Genomic DNA, 20246 nt, shown 5'->3' on the forward strand with positions numbered 1-20246 from the left:
GCTCAATGAATTAAACTTCGTAATGAATTACGTGTTCACTCGTTGAGACTTGGTATTCATTTAGTGTCCGAGGACATTAAGAATCCATGTCACTTTGAGTGCCCACACAGATTGTCTGATAAATTGTTAAAGAGCAGTGCCGCTTCGTTTTCGCTGCGGCGCGGGGTGTGCATACTACGCTTTCCCGCTTCAGAGTCAAGCGTTTGTTTTGCTTTTCTCTGCTGACCCGGCGGCTTGCGTGCCGTTGTTCCGTGTCAGTGGAGGCACATTATAGGGAGTAATTCCGAACCTGCAAGGATAAAGTGAAAATTATTTACTGACCGCTCATTTTCCAGGCAAATCACATCCCAGACCTCAATTTTCGCCTGGTTTTTAAACAAAAACGAGCCGCAAGCGGCCCGTTTTTGCGTTTTGTGACTTACTGCACTGCCACAATGCGATCGTCGTTGGCTTCCAGACGAATAACTTTGCCCGGAACCAGCTCCCCAGAGAGGATTTGCTGTGCCAGCGGGTTTTCGATCTGCTGCTGGATAGCACGTTTTAACGGACGCGCACCATAAACAGGATCGTAACCATTCTCGCTCAGCAGCTTCAGCGCATCGTCGGAAATGTGGATTTCATACCCACGCTCTTCCAGACGTTTGTACAGACGCTGCAACTGGATCTGCGCAATCGACGCGATGTGTTTCTCGCCCAGCGGATGGAACACGACCACTTCATCAATACGGTTGATGAACTCCGGACGGAAGTTTTGGCTGACCACACCCAGCACAAGATCTTTCATATGGCTGTAATCCAGCTCACCGAAGCGTTCCTGAATCAAATCGGAACCCAGGTTCGAGGTCATGATCACCACCGTGTTACGGAAGTCGACCGTTCTTCCCTGCCCGTCCGTCAGACGCCCATCATCCAGCACCTGCAACAGAATGTTAAACACGTCAGGATGAGCCTTTTCCACTTCATCCAGCAGGATGACGGAATAAGGACGACGACGAACCGCTTCCGTCAGGTAACCGCCCTCTTCATAACCGACATATCCCGGAGGCGCACCGACCAGACGCGAGACGGAGTGTTTCTCCATAAACTCGGACATATCGATACGCACCATCGCGTCATCGCTGTCGAACATAAAGTTAGCCAGCGCTTTACACAGCTCGGTTTTACCGACACCGGTTGGCCCCAGGAAAAGGAACGAGCCGATTGGACGATTCGGATCGGACAGCCCCGCACGGCTACGACGAATGGCGTTAGATACCGCTTCGACCGCTTCGTTCTGTCCAATGACGCGCTGATGCAGATCCTGCTCCATACGCAGCAGTTTCTCACGTTCGCTTTCCATCATGCGAGCCACAGGAATACCCGTCCAGCGCGCCAGCACTTCGGCAATCTCGGCATCCGTCACTTTATTACGCAACAGACGCATGGTTTTGCCTTCCGACTGCGTGGCGATCTCAAGCTGTTTTTCCAGCTCAGGGATCTTGCCGTACTGTAGCTCGGACATCCGCGCCAGATCTCCTACGCGACGGGCCTGCTCAATGGCAATTTTCGCCTGCTCCAGCTCCGCCTTGATTGTCTGGGTGCCAGAGAGTGAGGCTTTCTCAGCTTTCCACTCTTCTTCCAGCTCAGAATACTGACGCTCTTTCTCGTCCAGTTCTTCGTTAAGCATATCGAGGCGTTTCTTACTCGCTTCGTCAGACTCTTTGTTCAGCGCCTGCTGTTCCAGCTTGAGCTGGATAATGCGGCGATCGAGTCGGTCCAGCTCTTCCGGTTTCGAGTCAATCTGCATACGGATGCTGGACGCCGCTTCATCGATAAGGTCGATGGCTTTATCCGGCAACTGACGGTCGGCAATGTAACGATGCGAAAGCGTCGCCGCCGCAACGATGGCCGGGTCAGTGATCTGCACGTGATGGTGCAGCTCATAACGCTCTTTCAGTCCTCGCAAAATGGCGATGGTATCTTCAACGCTTGGTTCAGCGACAAACACCTTCTGGAAGCGACGCTCCAGCGCGGCATCTTTTTCAATGTACTGACGATACTCGTCCAGCGTAGTGGCGCCGACGCAGTGAAGTTCACCACGCGCCAGCGCAGGTTTCAGCATGTTCCCGGCATCCATTGCGCCGTCAGCTTTACCCGCCCCCACCATGGTGTGCAGTTCGTCGATAAACAGGATGACGTTACCTTCCTGTTTCGCCAGATCGTTCAGCACGCCTTTCAGACGCTCTTCAAATTCACCGCGGTATTTCGCCCCGGCCACCAGCGCGCCCATATCCAGCGCCAGTACGCGACGGCCTTTCAGCCCTTCGGGCACTTCGCCATTAACGATACGCTGCGCCAGCCCTTCAACGATGGCGGTTTTACCGACGCCAGGCTCCCCAATCAGCACCGGGTTGTTTTTGGTACGACGTTGCAGTACCTGGATAGTCCGACGAATTTCTTCGTCACGGCCGATTACCGGGTCAAGTTTGCCCTGCTCGGCACGTTCGGTCAGGTCGACCGTAAATTTCTTCAAAGCCTGACGTTGGTCTTCGGCTCCCTGGTCGTTCACGCTTTCACCTCCGCGCATTTTCTCAATCGCCTGGGTCACATTAGCGGTGGTTGCACCGGCGGATTTCAGCAGGTCGGTTAAGGTACCGCGTGATTCAAGCGCCGCCAGAACAAACAGCTCTGACGAAATAAAGTTGTCCCCACGTTTTTGCGCCAGCTTGTCGCAAAGGTTCAGCACGCGCACCAGATCCTGCGACGGCTGCACGTCGCCGCCGGTACCTTCTACCTGCGGTAAACGGCTCAGCGCCTGATCGATGGCGGTGCGTAACTGGCCGGCATTAATGCCAGCGGACGTTAATAAAGGACGTACCGATCCCCCTTCCTGATTCAGCAAGGCGCTCATTAAATGAAGAGGTTCGATAAATTGGTTGTCGTGCCCCAGTGCGAGGGACTGGGCATCGGCGAGAGCAAGCTGGAATTTATTAGTAAGACGATCCAGACGCATAACTCCTCCCATAACAGGTCAAATTTGCTACTGGAGATTAAATGAGGTCATCCCTCAATTATTCAAGGTTAATAACCTGAATTATGTGAAAAGAAAACGGCGCGTACCGGATCGTCTTGATTCTTTAGGTTATATCAGCCAAATGAAACTTGCCATACGACCTGTCGTCTTGTCGCGGCGATAGGAGAAAAAATCACCCTTTTCGGTGAAGGTACAGCGATCTCCGCCGAAGATTTGGGTCACGCCGACGTTATTCAGGCGCTGGCGGGCAAGCTGATAAATATCGGCCAGATATTTATCTCCGGAAGCCACAAACGCTTCGACCGCTTGCGGATCTTTTTCCATAAAGGCATCGCGCACTTCGGGCCCGACCTCAAACGCCTGCGGGCCAATCGCCGGGCCAAGCCAGGCGATGAGATTTGCAGAATCGTCATGGAAGCAGGCAACGGTCTCTTCCAGCACGCCTTCGCACAGGCCTCGCCATCCGGCGTGGGCAGCAGCCACTTCAGTTCCTGCCTTATTGCAGAACAACACCGGCAGGCAATCAGCAGTCATCACCGCGCAAACCGTTCCCGGCGTATTGCTGTACGAAGCATCGGCGCGCTTAGACGCATAGGGCTCCCCCGTCAGCTTCAGCACCGCTTTACCGTGCACCTGCTCAAGCCAGACCGGTTTTGAAGGAAGGTTTCCCGCAGCAAAGAGGCGTTTACGGTTCTCTTCAACGTGCTCCAGGTTATCGCCACAGTGCGCACCGAGGTTCAGAGACTCCCACGCGCCCTGGCTCACGCCACCGATACGGGTTGAACTACAGGCGGCCACGCCTTCAGGCAGTGGCCACGCCGGGACAATCAGTTTGGTCATAACCAGTCCACGTGATCCTTATGTTCTTCGAAATCTGCGCGCATCGCGTCGATAAGTTCCACCATATCCTGTGGGATCGGCGCATGCCATTCCATCTGAATTCCAGTAATTGGGTGATAAAGACGCAGCATCGTCGCATGCAGCGCCTGGCGATCGAATTTACGCAGCACGGAGATGAATTCATCCGATGCGCCCTTTGGTGGACGCGGACGACCGCCGTAAACCGGGTCACCCACCAGCGGATGGGTAATATGCGCCATGTGCACGCGGATCTGGTGAGTACGCCCGGTTTCCAGACGCAGACGCAGGCGCGTATGAATACGGAAATGTTCCATGATGCGGTAGTGGGTTACCGCCGGTTTACCCATTGGGTGTACGGACATATGCGTACGCTTGGTTGGGTGACGGCTGATAGGCTCTTCCACCGTGCCGCCAGAGGTCATATGACCAATCGCCACCGCTTCATACTCACGGGTAATTTCGCGCAATTGCAAAGATTCCACCAGGCGAGTCTGAGCTGGGACCGTCTTCGCCACCACCATCAGACCCGTGGTGTCTTTATCCAGACGGTGAACGATACCGGCACGCGGTACGTCGGCAATCGGCGGATAATAATGAAGGAGAGCGTTAAGTACCGTACCGTCAGGATTGCCCGCGCCCGGATGAACAACAAAGTCACGCGGCTTGTTGATGACCAGAATATCGTCATCTTCGTAGACGATATCCAGCGGGATATCCTGCGGCTCGAAGCGGACTTCCTCTTCGATTTCAGCATTGATGGCGACAGCTTCCCCACCAAACACTTTCTCTTTTGGTTTGTCCCAGATCTTGCCGTTTACCAGCACGCGCTGGTCAAGGATCCATTCTTTTATGCGTGAACGCGAATAATCAGGGAACAATTCGGCCAAAGCCTGATCTAAGCGTTGACCGAGCTGATTTTCGGAGACTGTTGCGGTGAGTTCTACTCGTTGTGCCATAAACTGCTTCTTCGTTTAACGTTGGGTTTTACGGCTTTGCCGTTTAATATAGTGTGCTATTGTAGCTGGTCTTAATCGGGAGCAGGAACTGAGTTTCTCCCGGACAAACATTTGAGGAAAGTCAAAACGTCATGACGCGCATGAAATATCTGGTGGCAGCGGCCACGTTGAGCCTGGCTTTGGTGGGCTGCTCCGGTTCGAATGAACAGGTCCCTGACAATCCGCCGAATGAAATCTATGCGACTGCACAACAAAAGTTGCAGGACGGTAACTGGAAACAGGCGATAACGCAACTGGAAGCGTTGGATAATCGCTATCCGTTTGGCCCGTATTCGCAGCAGGTACAGTTAGATCTTATCTACGCCTACTACAAAAATGCCGATCTGCCGCTGGCTCAGGCAACGATCGATCGTTTCATGCGTCTGAACCCTACCCATCCTAACATCGATTACGTGATGTACATGCGCGGCCTGACTAACATGGCGCTGGATGACAGTGCATTGCAGGGCTTCTTCGGGGTGGATCGTTCCGACCGTGACCCGCAACATGCGCGTGATGCTTTCAATGACTTCTCCAAGCTGGTGCGTAGCTACCGGAACAGCCAGTACATTACCGATGCCACTAAGCGTCTGGTGTTCCTGAAAGATCGTCTGGCGAAATATGAGTACTCCGTTGCGGAATACTACACCCGCCGTGGCGCATGGGTTGCCGTGGTTAACCGTGTAGAAGGCATGCTGCGTGATTATCCGGATACGCAGGCCACGCGTGATGGCCTGAAGCTGATGGAGAATGCGTATCGCCAGATGCAGATGACGGCTCAGGCTGACAAAGTGGCGAAAATCATCGCCGCGAACAGCAGCAACACCTGATACCGCTACAATGCATAACGGCAGCCCGCGGGCTGCCGTTTTTTTATTCTTTCAGACTTACGCTGAAGCGGTTTAGCTTCAACACATCCATTCAACTATGACCGCAATTGTTGGCTTCGACAAGGTAAATCTCACCTCTTCCTGCCCTGCCTCACAAAAAAGATTCCCTGACAAAAACCGACAAAATAACGTGATCCAAATCACACATTTTGACATTAGGTCGGGTATGCTGGAATCACCAAGACGGAAAGACAAGAGGTAAAATTTATGACAATGAACATTACCAGTAAACAAATGGAAATTACTCCGGCAATCCGCCAGCACGTCGCAGACCGTCTCGCCAAACTGGATAAATGGCAAACACATTTGATTAATCCACATATCATCCTGTCCAAGGAGCCGCAGGGTTTCATCGCTGATGCAACTATCAATACTCCAAACGGCCATCTGGTCGCCAGCGCAAAACACGAGGATATGTACACTGCAATTAACGATTTGATCAACAAGCTGGAACGGCAGCTCAATAAAGTGCAACACAAAGGTGAAGCACGTCGCGCCGCAACCTCGGTGAAAGACGCCAGCTTCGCGGAAGAAGTTGAAGAAGAGTAATCCTCTAAAATTGAGTGTACCGACAACGCGCCTTCGGGCGCGTTTTTTATTGACAGGATCAAAACAGTGCAGGTACTTTAACCCTATCAATTTCAGGATGACTTTATGAAACAGACGCCGTTTTTCTACGCATTCTTTTTTACCTTCCCCTGACCGGGAGGCGTTTCGTCGTGTGATAAAGAATGCGAAGACGAACAACAAGGCCTCCCACACCGGGAGGCCTTTTTTATTGATAACGATAAAATGAGACAGACAACACTATGACACCGGAAAACCCGCTCCTGGATTTACGCGTAAAAATCAGTGCACTCGACGAAAAATTACTGGCCCTGCTGGCAGAACGCCGCGCGCTCGCCGTTGAAGTGGGCAAAGCCAAGCTCGAGTCCCATCGGCCGGTGCGCGATATCGATCGCGAACGTGATTTACTGGAACGGTTGATTCAACTCGGCAAAGCGCATCATCTGGATGCGCACTACATCACCCGCCTGTTCCAGCTCATCATCGAAGACTCCGTTCTGACGCAACAAGCCCTGCTCCAGCAGCATCTGAACAAAACCAACCCGCACTCTGCTCGTATCGCTTTCCTCGGCCCGAAAGGGTCCTATTCTCACCTGGCAGCTCGCCAGTACGCAGCCCGCCATTTCGAAGAGTTTATTGAGAGCGGCTGCGCGAAATTTGCAGACATTTTCAACCAGGTCGAAACCGGCCAGGCAGATTACGCCGTAGTGCCTATTGAGAACACCAGTTCCGGTGCCATCAACGATGTTTACGATCTGCTCCAGCACACCAGCCTGTCGTTAGTCGGCGAGTTGACTATCCCTATCGATCACTGTGTGCTGGTCTCTGGCTCAACCGATCTGAGTCAGATTAAAACGGTGTACAGCCACCCGCAGCCGTTCCAGCAGTGCAGCCAGTTCCTGAACCGTTATCCGCACTGGAAAATTGAATACACCGAAAGCACCTCGGCGGCGATGGAAAAAGTGGCGCAGGCAAACTCTTCTGCCATCGCGGCTCTCGGTAGCGAAGCGGGCGGCGCGCTGTATGGCTTACAGGTGCTGGAACGCAATCTGGCCAACCAGACGCAGAATATCACCCGTTTCGTGGTTCTGGCCCGCAAGGCCATCAACGTGTCGGACCAGGTCCCGGCGAAAACCACCCTGCTGATGGCGACCGGCCAGCAGGCGGGTGCGCTGGTTGAAGCGCTGCTGGTGCTGCGTAATCACAACCTGATCATGACGAAGCTGGAATCCCGCCCAATACATGGCAACCCGTGGGAAGAAATGTTTTATCTCGACGTTCAGGCCAACCTGGAGTCTGCGTCCATGCAGAAAGCCCTGCGCGAACTGGGCGAGATCACACGCTCCATGAAAGTGCTGGGCTGCTATCCGAGCGAAAACGTGGTCCCGGTCGATCCGGCTTAACGTTCGATAAAGCGGCTTTTCTTCATCCCTGCCACATTTACAGGCAGGGTGAAGATGGCACCGGAAAGCGGATATTTCGCCAGCTCCTCCGCCTCCATATTTTCCCGCGTGGTGGTGATAAACAGCGTTTTCATATCGTCGCCGCCAAAGCAGACCATTGTCGGGCAGCGTACCGGCAGCCGATACTCTTCCAGCTGTTCGCCTTGCGGTGAAAACCGTGCGATACGCCAGCCGTCAAACAGTGCGCTCCAGTAGCAGCCTTCCTCATCCATTGCCGCTCCATCGGGTATACCTTCTCCCTCGCTAAACCGGCGAAACTCTTCGCGCTTACCGGGTTCCCCCTGCTCATCAAGCGGCGTACGGTAGATCACACCGTTCGGCGTATCAGAAGTAAACATCCATCGTTTGTCAGGACTAAACGCTAAACCGTTATGCCCGTGAATATCGCACTGGATCACTTTCGGCGTCAGGTCGTTGTCGATACGCATCAGCATGGCGCCGTTATAATCTCCCGGCCCCCAGAAGGTGCCCGCATAAAACCGTCCCTGATGATCGGTACCGCCATCGTTAAAGCGTGCAAGCTGCGGGTTGGATGGGTTATCGCAAACTTTACGCTGTAGCAGGCCGTGCTTATCGGTCAGCCAGATGGCGTTTCGCATCGCGACGATAAATCCGCCGCGTTCACGCAGGGCAAAACACCCAACTTCTTCATGGAATGAGAGCACCGAGAGCTCTGCGGTGGGCAGATGGTACCGATGGATCTCCCCTTCCAGGATATCCGCCCAGTAGAGCGCCTTCTCTTCTGCACTCCACGTCGGGCATTCGGGCAGATGCCCGGTATAGTTCAACAGCAGCTGCGGTTCAGCCATGACAGTTCCCCAAAATGAAAAAAGCCAGCAATGCTGGCTTTCAGTATATACATCATCGCATTACTGGCGACTGTCATTTGCCTGGCGCAACAGCGTGCGGCTTTCACTCTGGAATCGCGTGGCGTAATCACCGAACCAGTGCTCCACTTTACGGAAACTGTCGATAAAGGCTTGTTTATCGCCGTGTTCCAGCAAGGTGATCGCTTCGCCAAAACGCTGATAATAGCGCTTGATCAGCGCCAGATTATTTTCAGACGACATAATGATGTCGGCGTAAAGCTGCGGATCCTGGGCAAACAGTCGCCCGACCATCGCCAGCTCCAGACGATAGATTGGCGAGGAAAGCGCCAGCAATTGTTCAAGCTGAACGTTCTCTTCCGCCAGGTGCAGCCCATAGGCGAAGGTTGCAAAGTGGCGCAGCGCCTGAATAAACGCCATGTTCTGGTCATGCTCTACCGCGCTAATGCGGTGCAAACGTGCTCCCCAGACCTGGATCTGTTCCAGGAACCACTGGTAGGCTTCCGGCTGCCGTCCGTCACAGTAAACCACTACCTGCTTCGCCAGGCTTCCGCTGTCCGGGCCAAACATCGGGTGTAACCCAAGCACGGGGCCAGTGTGCGCCGCCAGCATTGCCTGTAGCGGACCATTTTTAACGGAGGCCAGGTCCACCAGTATGCAATCTTCCGGCAGCGGAGGAAGTTTCGCGATTATTTGCTCCGTCACATGGATCGGCACGCTGACGATAACCATTCCGGCGTCTTTCATCAGCTCCGGCGCGTGCGACCAGTCCTCTTTCTCCAGAATACGCACCTGATAGCCAGAAAGCGTCAGCATTTTCTCAAACAGACGCCCCATCTGCCCGCCACCACCGACGATAACCACCGGGCGCAGCGACGGACAGAGGGTTTTGAAGCCCTTGTCGTTTTCGCTGGAATAGGACTCCCGCATCACGCGACGCAGGACGTCCTCAATCAAATCAGGTGATACGCCCAGGGCCTGCGCCTCTTTACGGCGGGAGGCGAGCATAGAGGCCTCACGCTCCGGAACGTAAATCGGCAGTCCGTATTTACTTTTAACCTCGCCGACCTCAGCAACCAGTGCCATGCGGCGCGCCAGAAGATCCAGCAACGCCTTATCCACTTCATCAATTTGATCGCGTAATGCGGTCAATTCAGCAACCATAACTACCCTCTTATGCCAGACGCGTCGCCAGCTGGCCGTTCAAATCTTTGTGGATCTCACGCAGCAGCGCATCGGTGGTTTCCCAGCTAATGCAGGCATCGGTGACCGAGACGCCGGGCTTCATCGCGCTACGCGGCTGTTCCGATGACTGATTGCCTTCATGAATATTACTTTCAATCATCAGGCCGATAATTGAACGGTTGCCATCTTTAATCTGAGCAATCACAGATTCTGCAACCGCAGGCTGGCGACGGTAATCTTTATTCGAATTACCATGACTGCAATCTACCATCAGCGCCGGACGCAGTCCCGCCTGTTCCATCTCTTTTTCACACTGCGCGACATCCGCCGGGCTGTAGTTTGGCGCTTTACCACCGCGCAGGATCACATGCCCGTCCGGGTTGCCCTGCGTTTGCAGCAGGCATACCTGGCCCGCCTGGTTGATCCCGACAAAACGATGGGGCATGGCGGCGGCGCGCATGGCGTTAATCGCCGTGGCCAGGCTGCCGTCGGTACCGTTTTTAAAACCAACCGGCATAGACAGGCCAGACGCCATCTCGCGGTGGGTTTGTGACTCGGTGGTGCGCGCCCCAATCGCAGACCAGCTAAACAGATCGCCGAGGTACTGCGGGCTGTTCGGATCCAGCGCCTCGGTTGCCAGCGGCAGCCCCATGCTGACCAGCTCTACCAGCAGGCGACGCGCAATCTTCAGGCCGGCTTCCACATCAAACGAGCCATCCATGTGCGGATCGTTGATCAACCCTTTCCAGCCAACGGTCGTACGTGGCTTCTCAAAATAGACGCGCATCACCAGATAGAGGCTATCGCTGACCTCCTCCGCTAATGCTTTAAATCGACGAGCGTACTCAATGGCGGTTTCAGGATCGTGAATAGAGCAAGGACCACATACCACCAGCAGGCGCGGATCGCGGCCAGCGATAATGTCAGAAATGGTCTGGCGCGAGTGCTCAATCTGAGCTTCCTGCGCGACGCTCAGCGGGAATTCCGCCTTCAGTTGATCCGGGGTGATTAACACCTGTTCGTCAGTGATATGTACGTTGTTCAGCGCGTCTTTTTGCATGATTGCGATCCTGTCAAACTCGTTTGCGATAGTGGTTTTCCTCGAAGAGGTGACACAACGATATCACATTAAGTAAAGATTTCAATCCAAAATACGTACACATTACTTTACATCAACCCTTTAATTGCAAAAGTCATGGCCTAAAATCGTAAAGTTAAAATTACACACGCACGCCTGTAAGTCAGGCTATGCTCACAAAAAGGAGAATAGCCATGCGTTCAATTATTTTTATGTTGTTGTCGCTGATTTTGTCGGGTTGCCAGATCAATCCTTATACTTTTCAGCCTGACTGGACCAGCCCGGACTGGTTCACGGCCGGTAAAGAAGACGCTATGAATGGTGTTCCGGTTAAAGATAACCAGGCTCTGGCCGATAGTTTTAATGACCCTCAGGTTGATCGAGCGAAATATCTTCGTGGCTACGCTAACGGACAGAAAAAAATATGCGAAGAGGGCTTTATTCACGCCTGGGGATTAGCGGGCAAATCATTTCCTGCCAGCTGCGATGCAACTGAAAATGCAGTAAAACTGCATGAATCCTGGCAACAAGGATTGGATGAAAGTATGCGTTCCAGCAGGCTTAATTGAGCCTGCCTTAATTCCTCTGAATATAGCTCACTGTAAGATTTAGCTTAGGTCAAAACAGGGATATTTCTGACATAATGACGGCTTTGATAAACAATGGTATTCTGCCGACAATTCTTAAGGACATCTATTTCCGGGGCGGTTTGGCGGATTCTGATGAGAAATGCAATCTTGATCGCTTTGCTCCGACTCCCCCTGGTGCTAATACTGTTCATTTTAGTAGCCCCTGCAACGGCAGGCTCGTTCACGGAAACGGATAAATCAGTACGTTCGATTGTTTCTGGCATTGTGAGCTACACCCGATGGCCAGCACTGTCCGGCCAGCCTAAGCTCTGTATTTATGCCTCTTCCCATTACAGACAGGCGCTCAGCAGTGAAGATGAACACAACCCGTTGCCCTATAGTCCTGTCATTGTGCATAGCGATCGGGAAGCACTCGCAGCAAGGTGTGATGCCCTCTATTTCGGGAGCGAGTCGCCGGCAAAACAACAGGAAATAATAAATCAATATCAGGGCCAGGCGTTGCTATTAATGTCAGAACAAAATCCTGAATGCGTTATTGGCAGCGCATTTTGTCTGATAATAGAGCACAACCTCGTCAGGTTTTCCGTAAATCTGGATGCGCTGGCGCGCAGTGGCGTAAGAGTCAATCCGGATGTATTAATGCTCGCACGGAATAAGAAGCATGAATAAGGAAGTCGCACCAACACCGCGTCCGACGTTTAAAAGAACGTTGCGACGAATCAGCATGATAAGCGTCATTATAACGATGACGTTTATATGGTTGCTGCTGTGTTTCGCTTCCGTGGTGACATTAAAGCAATACGCGCAAAAAAACCTCGAACTTACCGGCGCCACCATGAGCCACAGCCTTGAAGCCTCTCTGGTGTTCAACGATGCCGTGGCGGCAAATGAAACGCTGGCGACCCTCGGCAAGCAGGGGCAGTTCGCCGTGGCGGAAGTGCTTAACGCACATCATAAACGGTTTGCCTGGTGGTCATGGAACCCGGCGGATAATACCGACACGCTGGGCGCGCTGGTCAACCGGTGGTTGTTCCCTGTTCCTGTCGCACAGCCCATCATACATAACGGCAATGTGATTGGCGAAATTCGTCTGACCGCGCGAGACAGCCTGATTAGCCACTTTATCTGGCTCTCATTTGCGGTCCTCACCGGCTGCATTCTTTTTGCCTCTGCCGTCGCATTGACCATCACTCGCTCGCTACATCATGGCATGGTTGTTGAAATGCAAAACATCACTGACGTTGTGCATGACGTTCGCACTAACCGCAACTTCTCTCGCCGGGTAACGGAAGGCCGCATTGAAGAGTTCCACCAGTTTGGTGAAGACTTCAACAGCCTGCTGGATGAAATGGAAGAGTGGCAGCTCAAGCTACAGGCGAAAAACGCTCAACTGTTGCGTACCGCCATGCACGATCCGCTCACGGGGCTTGCAAACCGCGCCGCGTTTCGCAACAACATTGCGGCATTAATGAACGACGCTTCAGCAAAAACCAATTCTGCCCTGCTCTTCCTGGACGGTGATAACTTTAAGGTTATCAATGACACCTGGGGTCATGCCGCGGGTGACTGCGTACTGATCGAAGCCGCCAAAAGGATGGTCGAGTTTGGCGAAAAACGTCATCAGTCTTACCGTCTTGGCGGCGATGAATTTGCCATGATCCTTTACGGCGTCCACACCGCACGTGAGGTCGAATTTATTTGCGCTGCTCTGTCGCAGCAATTTATCCGTCCGTTTGATCTGCATAACGGGCACACAGCATCAATGTCCCTCAGCATTGGCTTTGCTCTGGCGTGGGAAAATGCCTCCGTTGAAGCATTACTGGAGCAAGCCGATCGCAATATGTATCTGGTCAAAAACCAGCGTTCGAAAACAATATCCTGAAAGGAAGACGATATGTTAAAGCGATACTTTGCGCCGTTAATACTGGCATCACTGGTAATGTCCGGATGCCAGTCATCCCCTGAAGGGAAATTCACGCCAGAGCAAATTGCGGCCATGAAATCCTACGGCTTTAACGAACTGAATGGCGACTGGTCTCTGGGCCTGTCGGATAAGATCCTGTTTGATAAAAATGACGCCAGGCTGCGCCCGGAAAGTGAAACGCAGATCCAGACTATGGCCTCACGCCTGGCGGCAACCGGTCTGAACCACGCCAGGATGGATGGCCATACGGATAACTATGGCGAAGAGAGCTACAACGAAGCGCTTTCGTTAAAACGTGCCAATGTTGTGGCGGATGCCTGGGCGAAGGGCGCGAATATCCCGCGCAGCAATCTCACTACGCGGGGCTTAGGAAAAAAATACCCTATCAGCAGCAACCGCACTGCGCAGGGGCGAGCTGAAAACCGCCGGGTTGCGGTAGTCATCAGCACGCCTTAAGGCTATTTAACGGCTGTTCCGGCGAGCGACACGCCTGAACCTGCTCGCCAGCGCAGCCAGTCAATCACAATAAAGACCGCCAGACTGACGCCCATTACCGGCAACGCCAGCCCCAGCAGGAGGCTTATCAGGAACGTCATTCCCCTTCCCCACAGCGGCAATGCCAGCCAGCTTTGGCAGAGCGTCTGTACCGGATTCGCGGCTGACGTTGCAGGGCGACGCATCCACCACATCCGGTATCCCCAGATAATTAACACACACAGCGCAACGCCAAACGCGATGAGCAGCAGCTGATTTGCCAGACCAAACAGGATCCCCATATGGAAATCCACGCCCCAGCGGGTGAGTTTAGCCATCAGCGGGAAATCCCCGAAGAGAGTGCTGTCCAGCACCTTCAGTGAGTGGGGATCCACGGCAACGGCATCAACCTGCGTTGGCCAGCGGCGATCGATTTCCGTCACCGTCCAGGCCTGGTCGACCCTGCTTGCCGGACGGATCTCAACGTTGTTCGCATCAATCCCTGACTGGCGGGCGACCTGCAATACGTTGTCAAAAAGCGACAGTTTGACTGGCATTTCAGGCATCGTCATTCCCCCGTGATGACCACGATGTTCGGCGTGTTCATCCCTCATTTCCGGCGCACCGGAAAGGGTGGTGTTTACCTGCGGCGTCAGCCAGTTCATCTCTGCACGCAGCTTATCGACGTTGCCACCGGCCCATTGTGACCAGGTTAACCCGGTGACTGAGAACAGCAGCATTCCCGCCAGTAACGTCCAGCCTAAGATCACATGCAGGCGACGACGATTCTGGAAACGATTGTTAATACGGCGCTTCGGTCGGGTGTAGAACCACAGCGCGATCCCGCCCAGGGCAGCAACCCACATCCACGAGGCGGCTAACTCGCTATAGAGGCGCCCGATGTTGCCCAGCATCAGCGAGGTATGCAGATAATCGATAGTCTGACGCAGCGGTAAAATCCCGCTGGTGCCGTACACGGTCATATCCCCTCGAATCTCAAGGCTGGTGGGATCAATAAAAATAGCCCGATGCTCGGAGGGACCCAGCGCCGGGTCGGCAAACATCACGCGGGTCGTTTCGCCCTCTTCCAGCCCCGGACGTACAGCATGTAAACGCAGCGCTGAACCCACGGCCTTTTCCGCCACGGCAATTTGTTCAGCAAGAGGCTGCGCCTCACCCACGGCATCCGTGTGGAGTGCATGATGGTACAGCGCCTTTTCAAGCTGCGGCGTGGCGACATACAGCGTTCCGGTCAGCGCTGCGAAGAAGATAAACGGACCGACAAACAGACCGATATAGAAATGGAGGCGACGCAGCAGGTTTCCCCATGCCGCGCGCGGAGTGCAGGTAGTCATACTTTTCCTTTTTAAGGCAAAAAGAGAGTGATTTTGTTTTAAAGGGAGAAAGCAGACCGACGCGGCGGCGCGCGGGTATCGGGGTAAAGCCAGGGGAAAAAGTGCCAGTGGCTGACCGCCTGACGAGGCGGTTTCACGCGCAGCCGCTGCAACACCACGCTGAGCAGAACGATAAGCGCCAGCATCACGCCCGGCACATGCGCTAACAGCACGCAGTAGCCGCATGCTTCAGCATGGTCAACTGGCATAGAATGCGGCATATCACTATGATGCTCGTCCATCGACATCATGCTCATGTCATGGTGCATACCCGGCATGGCGCTCATGGGATCTTTTTGCAGCGAGACGGAGATCAGCGGCGCCACGACGATCAGCAGGATCGCAAACAGCGCGGTCAATGCCGCTGCGCGTTTCCAGTTACGCTGATGCAGTACGTTATCCACTTATCCTCCACCCAAGAGGCGAACATTGTAAATGATTTATGACGGAAGGGTTAACGCGAGAGGTGCGATGGGATAAAAAAAGGGCCAGCCTTTCGGCCAGCCCTTTCTAACAGGATGTCGCTTAAGCGAATCTTAGTTCAGACGCTCTTTAATACGAGCAGACTTACCAGTACGCTCACGCAGGTAGTACAGTTTAGCTTTACGTACAGCACCACGACGTTTAACAGCAATGCTGTCAACTACCGGAGAGTGAGTCTGGAAGACACGCTCAACGCCTTCGCCGTTGGAAATTTTACGAACAGTGAATGCAGAGTGCAGACCGCGGTTACGAATAGCGATAACCACGCCCTCGAATGCCTGCAGACGTTTTTTGGAACCTTCAACAACCCATACTTTCACTTCCACGGTGTCACCTGGACGGAAGGAAGGTACGTCCTGCTTCATCTGCTCTTGTTCAAGTTGCTTAATAATGTTGCTCATAATTTAATCTCTTATCCTGGGTAAACTGATATTCGGGTGCGTATTACGCATTCCCATCATGTTCATGCTGCTGGTGCACGTGTTCAGTTTTGAACTCGGCCAGCAACTTTGCTTGCTCTTCAGTCAGAGCCAGGTTTTCCAGAAGTTCAGGTCTTCTAAGCCAGGTTCGGCCCAGCGACTGCTTCAAACGCCAGCGACGTATCTCGGCATGGTTTCCAGACAGTAACACTGCCGGGACTTCCATCCCTTCTAACACTTCAGGACGAGTATAGTGTGGACAGTCCAGCAACCCATCGGCAAAGGAATCTTCCGTTGCCGAAGCTTCATGGCCCAGAACCCCCGGAATAAACCGGGCGACGGAGTCAATCAGCGTCATTGCCGGTAACTCACCACCGCTGAGAACGTAATCGCCGATAGACCATTCTTCGTCAATCTCGGTTTGAATTACGCGCTCATCTATCCCTTCGTAGCGACCACAGACCAAAATCAGCTTTTGATTCGTCGCCAGTTCGCTCACGCCCGCTTGATCAAGCTTGCGTCCCTGAGGTGACAGATAAATCACCTTCGCGCCTTCACCTGCCGCGGCTTTTGCTGTGTGAATGGCATCCCGTAAGGGTTGCACCATCATCAACATCCCCGGTCCGCCGCCGTAAGGACGATCGTCCACGGTACGGTGCCGGTCGTGCGTGAAGTCACGAGGACTCCAGCTCTGGATGCTCAGCAGGCCATTCTTTACTGCCCGGCCAGTTACCCCGTAATCGGTAATCGCGCGGAACATTTCAGGAAACAGGCTAATTATGCCAATCCACATAGCGCCGTCTTTTACCGTTTATCCGGAGAATTTAAAAACCAGGATCCCAATCTACTTCAATGGTTTGAGTAGTGAGATCGACTTTCTTGATAACCTGTCCATCGAGGAACGGAACCAACCGCTCCTTGATGCCAAATGCATCTTTCAGGTTTGCCTTAATGACGAGAACGTCATTTGACCCGGTTTCCATCATGTCGATGACTTTCCCCAGGCTGTAGCCTTCAGTGGTCACTACCTGGCAACCCATAAGGTCTTTCCAGTAGTAGTCACCCTCTTCCAGCTGTGGCAACTGCGACGAATCCACAACAATTTCACAATTAGTCAGCGCATTCGCGGCATCACGATCGTCAATGCCTTTCAGCTTGATGATGATGTCCTGATTGTGGTGACGCCAGCTTTCCAGCTCGACCTCTTCCCACTTACCGGCTTTCTGGATAAACCAGGGCTGGTAATTAAAAATGCTATCAGCGTCTTCAGTGGAGGAAAACACTCTGAGCCAACCACGGATACCGTAGCAAGAACCCATTTTTCCCAATACGATCGGTTCAACAGGTGCTTTATTGCTCATCATGACCACCGTGACAGATTAAGCTGCTTTGTTTGCTGCTTTGATCAGCGTAGCAACGCGATCGGAAACAGTAGCGCCCTGGCCAACCCAGTGAGCGATACGATCCAGATCCAGACGGGTTTCTTCTTCTGCGCCAGCGGCCAGTGGGTTGAAGAAACCAACGCGCTCGATGAAGCGACCGTTGCGTGCATTACGGCTGTCAGTCACAACAACCTGGTAGAACGGACGCTTTTTAGCGCCGTGACGAGCTAAACGAATAGTTACCATAACATCCTCTTGTGTGAATAAAACAACCGGGCCCCATCGAGGAACGGAGCCCGAGTGTCATATTAAAAGCCCGAAAATTTTACTCATTTTCGGGCAAAAAGCAATCTCAAAAGCGATTAACGCCCAGGAAAACCGGGAGGCATCATGCCTTTCATGCCGCGCATCATCTTCGCCATGCCGCCTTTCTTCATTTTCTTCATCATGCGCTGCATGTCGTCGAACTGTTTCAGAAGGCGGTTAACGTCCTGCACCTGCATGCCGCAACCGGCTGCGATACGGCGTTTACGGGAACCTTTGATGATTTCTGGCTTCGCGCGCTCTTTCAGCGTCATCGAGTTGATGATGGCCTCCATACGCACCAGCACTTTGTCATCCATCTGGGATTTGACGTTGTCCGGGATCTGGCCCATGCCTGGCAGTTTGCCCATCAGGCTTGCCATGCCGCCCATGTTTTTCATCTGACGCAGCTGCTCAAGGAAGTCGGTCAGATCGAAACCGTCGCCCTTTTTCAGCTTGCTGGCGAGTTTTTCCGCCTGCGCGCGGTCAACCTTGCTTTCAATATCTTCGATCAGCGACAGCACGTCGCCCATGCCGAGGATACGGGAGGCAATACGATCCGGATGGAACGGCTCCAGCGCTTCGGTTTTCTCGCCCACGCCGAGGAACTTGATTGGCTTACCGGTGATATGACGAATAGAGAGCGCCGCACCGCCGCGGGCATCGCCGTCGACTTTGGTCAGCACCACGCCGGTTAACGGCAGGGCTTCGTTAAACGCTTTTGCGGTGTTCGCTGCATCCTGACCGGTCATGGCGTCAACAACAAACAGGGTCTCTACCGGATTGATAGAAGCATGCACCTGCTTGATTTCGTCCATCATCGCTTCGTCAACGTGCAGACGACCGGCGGTATCCACCAGCAGCACGTCGTAGAATTTCAGCTTCGCCTCTTTCAGCGCCGCGTTAACGATATCGACAGGCTTCTGCGCCACGTCGGACGGGAAGAAGTCTACGCCAACCTGCTCGGCCAGCGTTTCCAGCTGTTTGATCGCCGCCGGGCGATACACGTCCGCCGACACCACCAGCACCTTTTTCTTGTGCTTTTCGCGCAGGAATTTCCCCAGCTTACCGACGCTGGTGGTTTTACCCGCACCTTGCAGACCCGCCATCAGTACGACGGCCGGCGGCTGAGCCGCCAGGTTAAGCACCTGGTTCTCTTCACCCATCGCCGAAACCAGTTCGTTACGGACGATTTTGACAAACTCCTGACCCGGAGTCAGGCTCTTGTTCACTTCATGGCCAACCGCTTTCTCTTTCACGCGGTTGATAAAATCACGTACGACCGGCAACGCGACGTCTGCTTCCAGCAGCGCCATGCGCACTTCGCGCAGCGTTTCCTTGATATTCTCTTCGGTGAGGCGTCCACGGCCGCTGATGTTGCGCAGCGTGCGCGACAAACGATCGGTTAAATTATCAAACATTGTCTCTCGCCTGGGGTAGAAACGTTAGGTCGCCTGGGCGACACATACACAGAATTTTGCCGGAGTATAACATGAAGGCGCCTTTGTTGTTATGCAACGGTTGGAGCAGGCGTCACGTAACGTTATACTGCTTCTCTTTCTTATTAAGACAACTGTCGACGCCTATATGCCTGTTTTCGCACTGATCGCCCTTGTTGCCTACTCTGTCAGCCTCGCGCTGATCATTCCTGGCCTGCTGCAAAAAAACAGCGGCTGGCGGCGCATGGCTATTCTTTCGGCAGTGATCGCACTGATTAGCCACGCGTTTGCGCTGGAATCACGCATCATTCCCGGCGACGGCAGCGTGCAAAATCTGAGCGTACTGAACGTCGGCTCGCTGGTCAGCCTGATGATCTGTACGGTCATGACCATTGTCGCGTCTAAAAACCGTGGCTGGCTGCTGCTGCCGATAGTCTACGCCTTTGCGCTGATCAACCTGGCGTTAGCCACGTTCATGCCCAATGAGTTTATTACTCACCTGGAAGCCACGCCGGGGATGCTGGTGCATATTGGCCTGTCGCTGTTCTCCTACGCGACGCTGATCATCGCCGCCCTTTACGCCATGCAACTCGCCTGGATTGACTACCAGCTGAAAAATAAAAAGCTGGCGTTTAACCACGAAATGCCGCCGCTGATGGTGATTGAGCGTAAGATGTTCCACATCACCCAGGTCGGTGTGGTTCTGCTGACGCTGACGCTGTGCACGGGCTTGTTTTATATGAAGAACCTGTTCAGCGTGGAGAATATCGATAAAGCGGTCCTCTCCATCATCGCGTGGTTTGTCTATATTGTCCTGTTATGGGGCCATTATCATGAAGGCTGGCGCGGTCGTCGCGTGGTCTGGTTCAACGTAGCGGGTGCGGGCATTCTCACGCTTGCCTATTTTGGTAGCCGCTTCATACAGCAATTTGCTGGCTAAGTAACAAAAGGAGTTCCCC

The 20246-nt window shown here is 53.5% G+C and carries 22 protein-coding genes and 1 other annotated feature; of the genes, 9 read left to right on the plus strand and 13 right to left on the minus strand.

The genetic code is table 11. The features are described from left to right. Window positions 1-418 precede the first annotated feature (418 nt). The 3 genes from clpB to rluD all read right to left on the minus strand — a co-directional run bounded on the left by clpB (window position 419) and on the right by rluD (window position 4830). On the minus strand, window positions 419-2992 hold the full coding sequence (gene clpB / locus SK50_RS18920) for an ATP-dependent chaperone ClpB (RefSeq protein ID WP_017692862.1): 2574 nt from the start codon (window positions 2990-2992) through the stop codon (window positions 419-421). Window positions 2993-3121: 129 nt separating this feature from the next. Then, window positions 3122-3853 carry a purine nucleoside phosphorylase YfiH gene (gene yfiH / locus SK50_RS18925; RefSeq protein ID WP_039270053.1) on the minus strand — a complete coding sequence of 244 codons (732 nt, stop codon included), beginning with the start codon at window positions 3851-3853 and terminating at the stop codon, window positions 3122-3124. Beyond that, complete coding sequence (gene rluD / locus SK50_RS18930) at window positions 3850-4830, minus strand: 23S rRNA pseudouridine(1911/1915/1917) synthase RluD (protein ID WP_017383977.1); 981 nt, start codon at window positions 4828-4830, stop codon at window positions 3850-3852. Before rluD ends, yfiH begins: the two co-directional genes overlap by 4 nt. Window positions 4831-4961: 131 nt before the next feature. Here rluD and bamD point away from each other — a divergent pair, with 131 nt between their 5' ends. The 4 genes from bamD to pheA all read left to right on the plus strand — a co-directional run bounded on the left by bamD (window position 4962) and on the right by pheA (window position 7729). Next, on the plus strand, window positions 4962-5699 hold the full coding sequence (gene bamD / locus SK50_RS18935; RefSeq protein WP_048229819.1) for an outer membrane protein assembly factor BamD: 738 nt from the start codon (window positions 4962-4964) through the stop codon (window positions 5697-5699). A gap of 267 nt (window positions 5700-5966) precedes the next feature. After that, window positions 5967-6308 carry a ribosome-associated translation inhibitor RaiA gene (gene raiA / locus SK50_RS18940; RefSeq protein ID WP_003863162.1) on the plus strand — a complete coding sequence of 114 codons (342 nt, stop codon included), beginning with the start codon at window positions 5967-5969 and terminating at the stop codon, window positions 6306-6308. Window positions 6309-6412: 104 nt separating this feature from the next. Next, window positions 6413-6538, plus strand: a sequence feature (Phe leader region). Next, a complete protein-coding gene (pheL, locus tag SK50_RS23955) occupies window positions 6414-6461 on the plus strand; it encodes a pheA operon leader peptide PheL (RefSeq protein ID WP_101731569.1) in 48 nt (15 codons plus the stop codon). (Overlaps the previous feature by 48 nt.) A gap of 30 nt (window positions 6539-6568) precedes the next feature. Beyond that, entirely contained in the window at window positions 6569-7729 is a 1161-nt protein-coding gene (gene pheA / locus SK50_RS18945) for a bifunctional chorismate mutase/prephenate dehydratase (RefSeq protein ID WP_032669371.1), read from the plus strand. On the opposite strand, the gene SK50_RS18950 is transcribed toward pheA, so the two are convergent. Genes SK50_RS18950 through aroF form a run of 3 tightly spaced genes read right to left on the minus strand, consistent with a single transcriptional unit; the run spans window position 7726 to window position 10861 of the window. Continuing rightward, window positions 7726-8598, minus strand: coding sequence for an SMP-30/gluconolactonase/LRE family protein (locus tag SK50_RS18950; protein ID WP_032669370.1), 873 nt, complete (start codon window positions 8596-8598; stop codon window positions 7726-7728). The genes pheA and SK50_RS18950 overlap by 4 nt on opposite strands. A gap of 60 nt (window positions 8599-8658) precedes the next feature. Next, window positions 8659-9780, minus strand: a complete 1122-nt coding sequence (tyrA, locus tag SK50_RS18955; RefSeq protein ID WP_006811631.1) for a bifunctional chorismate mutase/prephenate dehydrogenase — start codon at window positions 9778-9780, stop codon at window positions 8659-8661. Between the two features lie 10 nt (window positions 9781-9790). Beyond that, window positions 9791-10861, minus strand: coding sequence for a 3-deoxy-7-phosphoheptulonate synthase AroF (gene aroF / locus SK50_RS18960; protein WP_006811632.1), 1071 nt, complete (start codon window positions 10859-10861; stop codon window positions 9791-9793). Between the two features lie 212 nt (window positions 10862-11073). Here aroF and SK50_RS18965 point away from each other — a divergent pair, with 212 nt between their 5' ends. The 4 genes from SK50_RS18965 (at window position 11074) to SK50_RS18980 (ending at window position 13849) form a co-directional block, all read left to right on the plus strand. Continuing rightward, window positions 11074-11448 carry a DUF2799 domain-containing protein gene (locus SK50_RS18965; RefSeq protein ID WP_015571569.1) on the plus strand — a complete coding sequence of 125 codons (375 nt, stop codon included), beginning with the start codon at window positions 11074-11076 and terminating at the stop codon, window positions 11446-11448. Between the two features lie 153 nt (window positions 11449-11601). After that, a complete protein-coding gene (locus tag SK50_RS18970) occupies window positions 11602-12138 on the plus strand; it encodes a regulatory sequestration protein YfiR (RefSeq protein ID WP_015571570.1) in 537 nt (178 codons plus the stop codon). After that, on the plus strand, window positions 12131-13351 hold the full coding sequence (gene dgcN, locus SK50_RS18975) for a diguanylate cyclase DgcN/YfiN (RefSeq protein ID WP_017692859.1): 1221 nt from the start codon (window positions 12131-12133) through the stop codon (window positions 13349-13351). The genes SK50_RS18970 and dgcN overlap by 8 nt, the downstream gene beginning before the upstream one ends. Before the next feature lie 12 nt (window positions 13352-13363). Then, window positions 13364-13849 (plus strand): OmpA family protein, encoded by a 486-nt coding sequence (locus tag SK50_RS18980; protein WP_017692858.1) that lies wholly within the window; start codon window positions 13364-13366, stop codon window positions 13847-13849. Between the two features lie 2 nt (window positions 13850-13851). Here the strand turns inward: SK50_RS18980 and SK50_RS18985 are convergent, their stop codons facing one another. The 7 genes from SK50_RS18985 to ffh form a co-directional block, all read right to left on the minus strand. Then, complete coding sequence (locus SK50_RS18985) at window positions 13852-15222, minus strand: PepSY-associated TM helix domain-containing protein (protein WP_017692857.1); 1371 nt, start codon at window positions 15220-15222, stop codon at window positions 13852-13854. A 38-nt stretch (window positions 15223-15260) separates the two neighbouring features. Beyond that, a complete protein-coding gene (locus SK50_RS18990; RefSeq protein WP_017692856.1) occupies window positions 15261-15665 on the minus strand; it encodes a DUF2946 domain-containing protein in 405 nt (134 codons plus the stop codon). Between the two features lie 132 nt (window positions 15666-15797). Further along, window positions 15798-16145 carry a 50S ribosomal protein L19 gene (gene rplS, locus SK50_RS18995; RefSeq protein WP_002914145.1) on the minus strand — a complete coding sequence of 116 codons (348 nt, stop codon included), beginning with the start codon at window positions 16143-16145 and terminating at the stop codon, window positions 15798-15800. Window positions 16146-16188: 43 nt separating this feature from the next. Further along, complete coding sequence (gene trmD, locus SK50_RS19000; protein ID WP_015571574.1) at window positions 16189-16956, minus strand: tRNA (guanosine(37)-N1)-methyltransferase TrmD; 768 nt, start codon at window positions 16954-16956, stop codon at window positions 16189-16191. A gap of 31 nt (window positions 16957-16987) precedes the next feature. Continuing rightward, window positions 16988-17527 carry a ribosome maturation factor RimM gene (rimM, locus tag SK50_RS19005; protein WP_015571575.1) on the minus strand — a complete coding sequence of 180 codons (540 nt, stop codon included), beginning with the start codon at window positions 17525-17527 and terminating at the stop codon, window positions 16988-16990. Window positions 17528-17542: 15 nt separating this feature from the next. Further along, window positions 17543-17791: a 30S ribosomal protein S16 gene (rpsP, locus tag SK50_RS19010; protein ID WP_003863133.1), complete on the minus strand. Its 249-nt coding sequence runs from the start codon at window positions 17789-17791 to the stop codon at window positions 17543-17545. Window positions 17792-17907: 116 nt separating this feature from the next. Further along, a complete protein-coding gene (gene ffh / locus SK50_RS19015) occupies window positions 17908-19269 on the minus strand; it encodes a signal recognition particle protein (protein WP_003863132.1) in 1362 nt (453 codons plus the stop codon). A gap of 166 nt (window positions 19270-19435) precedes the next feature. On the opposite strand from ffh, the gene SK50_RS19020 reads away from it, so the two are divergent. Further along, window positions 19436-20227 (plus strand): cytochrome C assembly family protein, encoded by a 792-nt coding sequence (locus tag SK50_RS19020; RefSeq protein WP_014832951.1) that lies wholly within the window; start codon window positions 19436-19438, stop codon window positions 20225-20227. Window positions 20228-20246 lie beyond the last annotated feature (19 nt).

Origin of the sequence: Enterobacter sp. BWH64 (assembly GCF_001037645.1) — a bacterium.
In the GTDB taxonomy this organism is placed as follows: domain Bacteria; phylum Pseudomonadota; class Gammaproteobacteria; order Enterobacterales; family Enterobacteriaceae; genus Enterobacter; species Enterobacter hormaechei_C.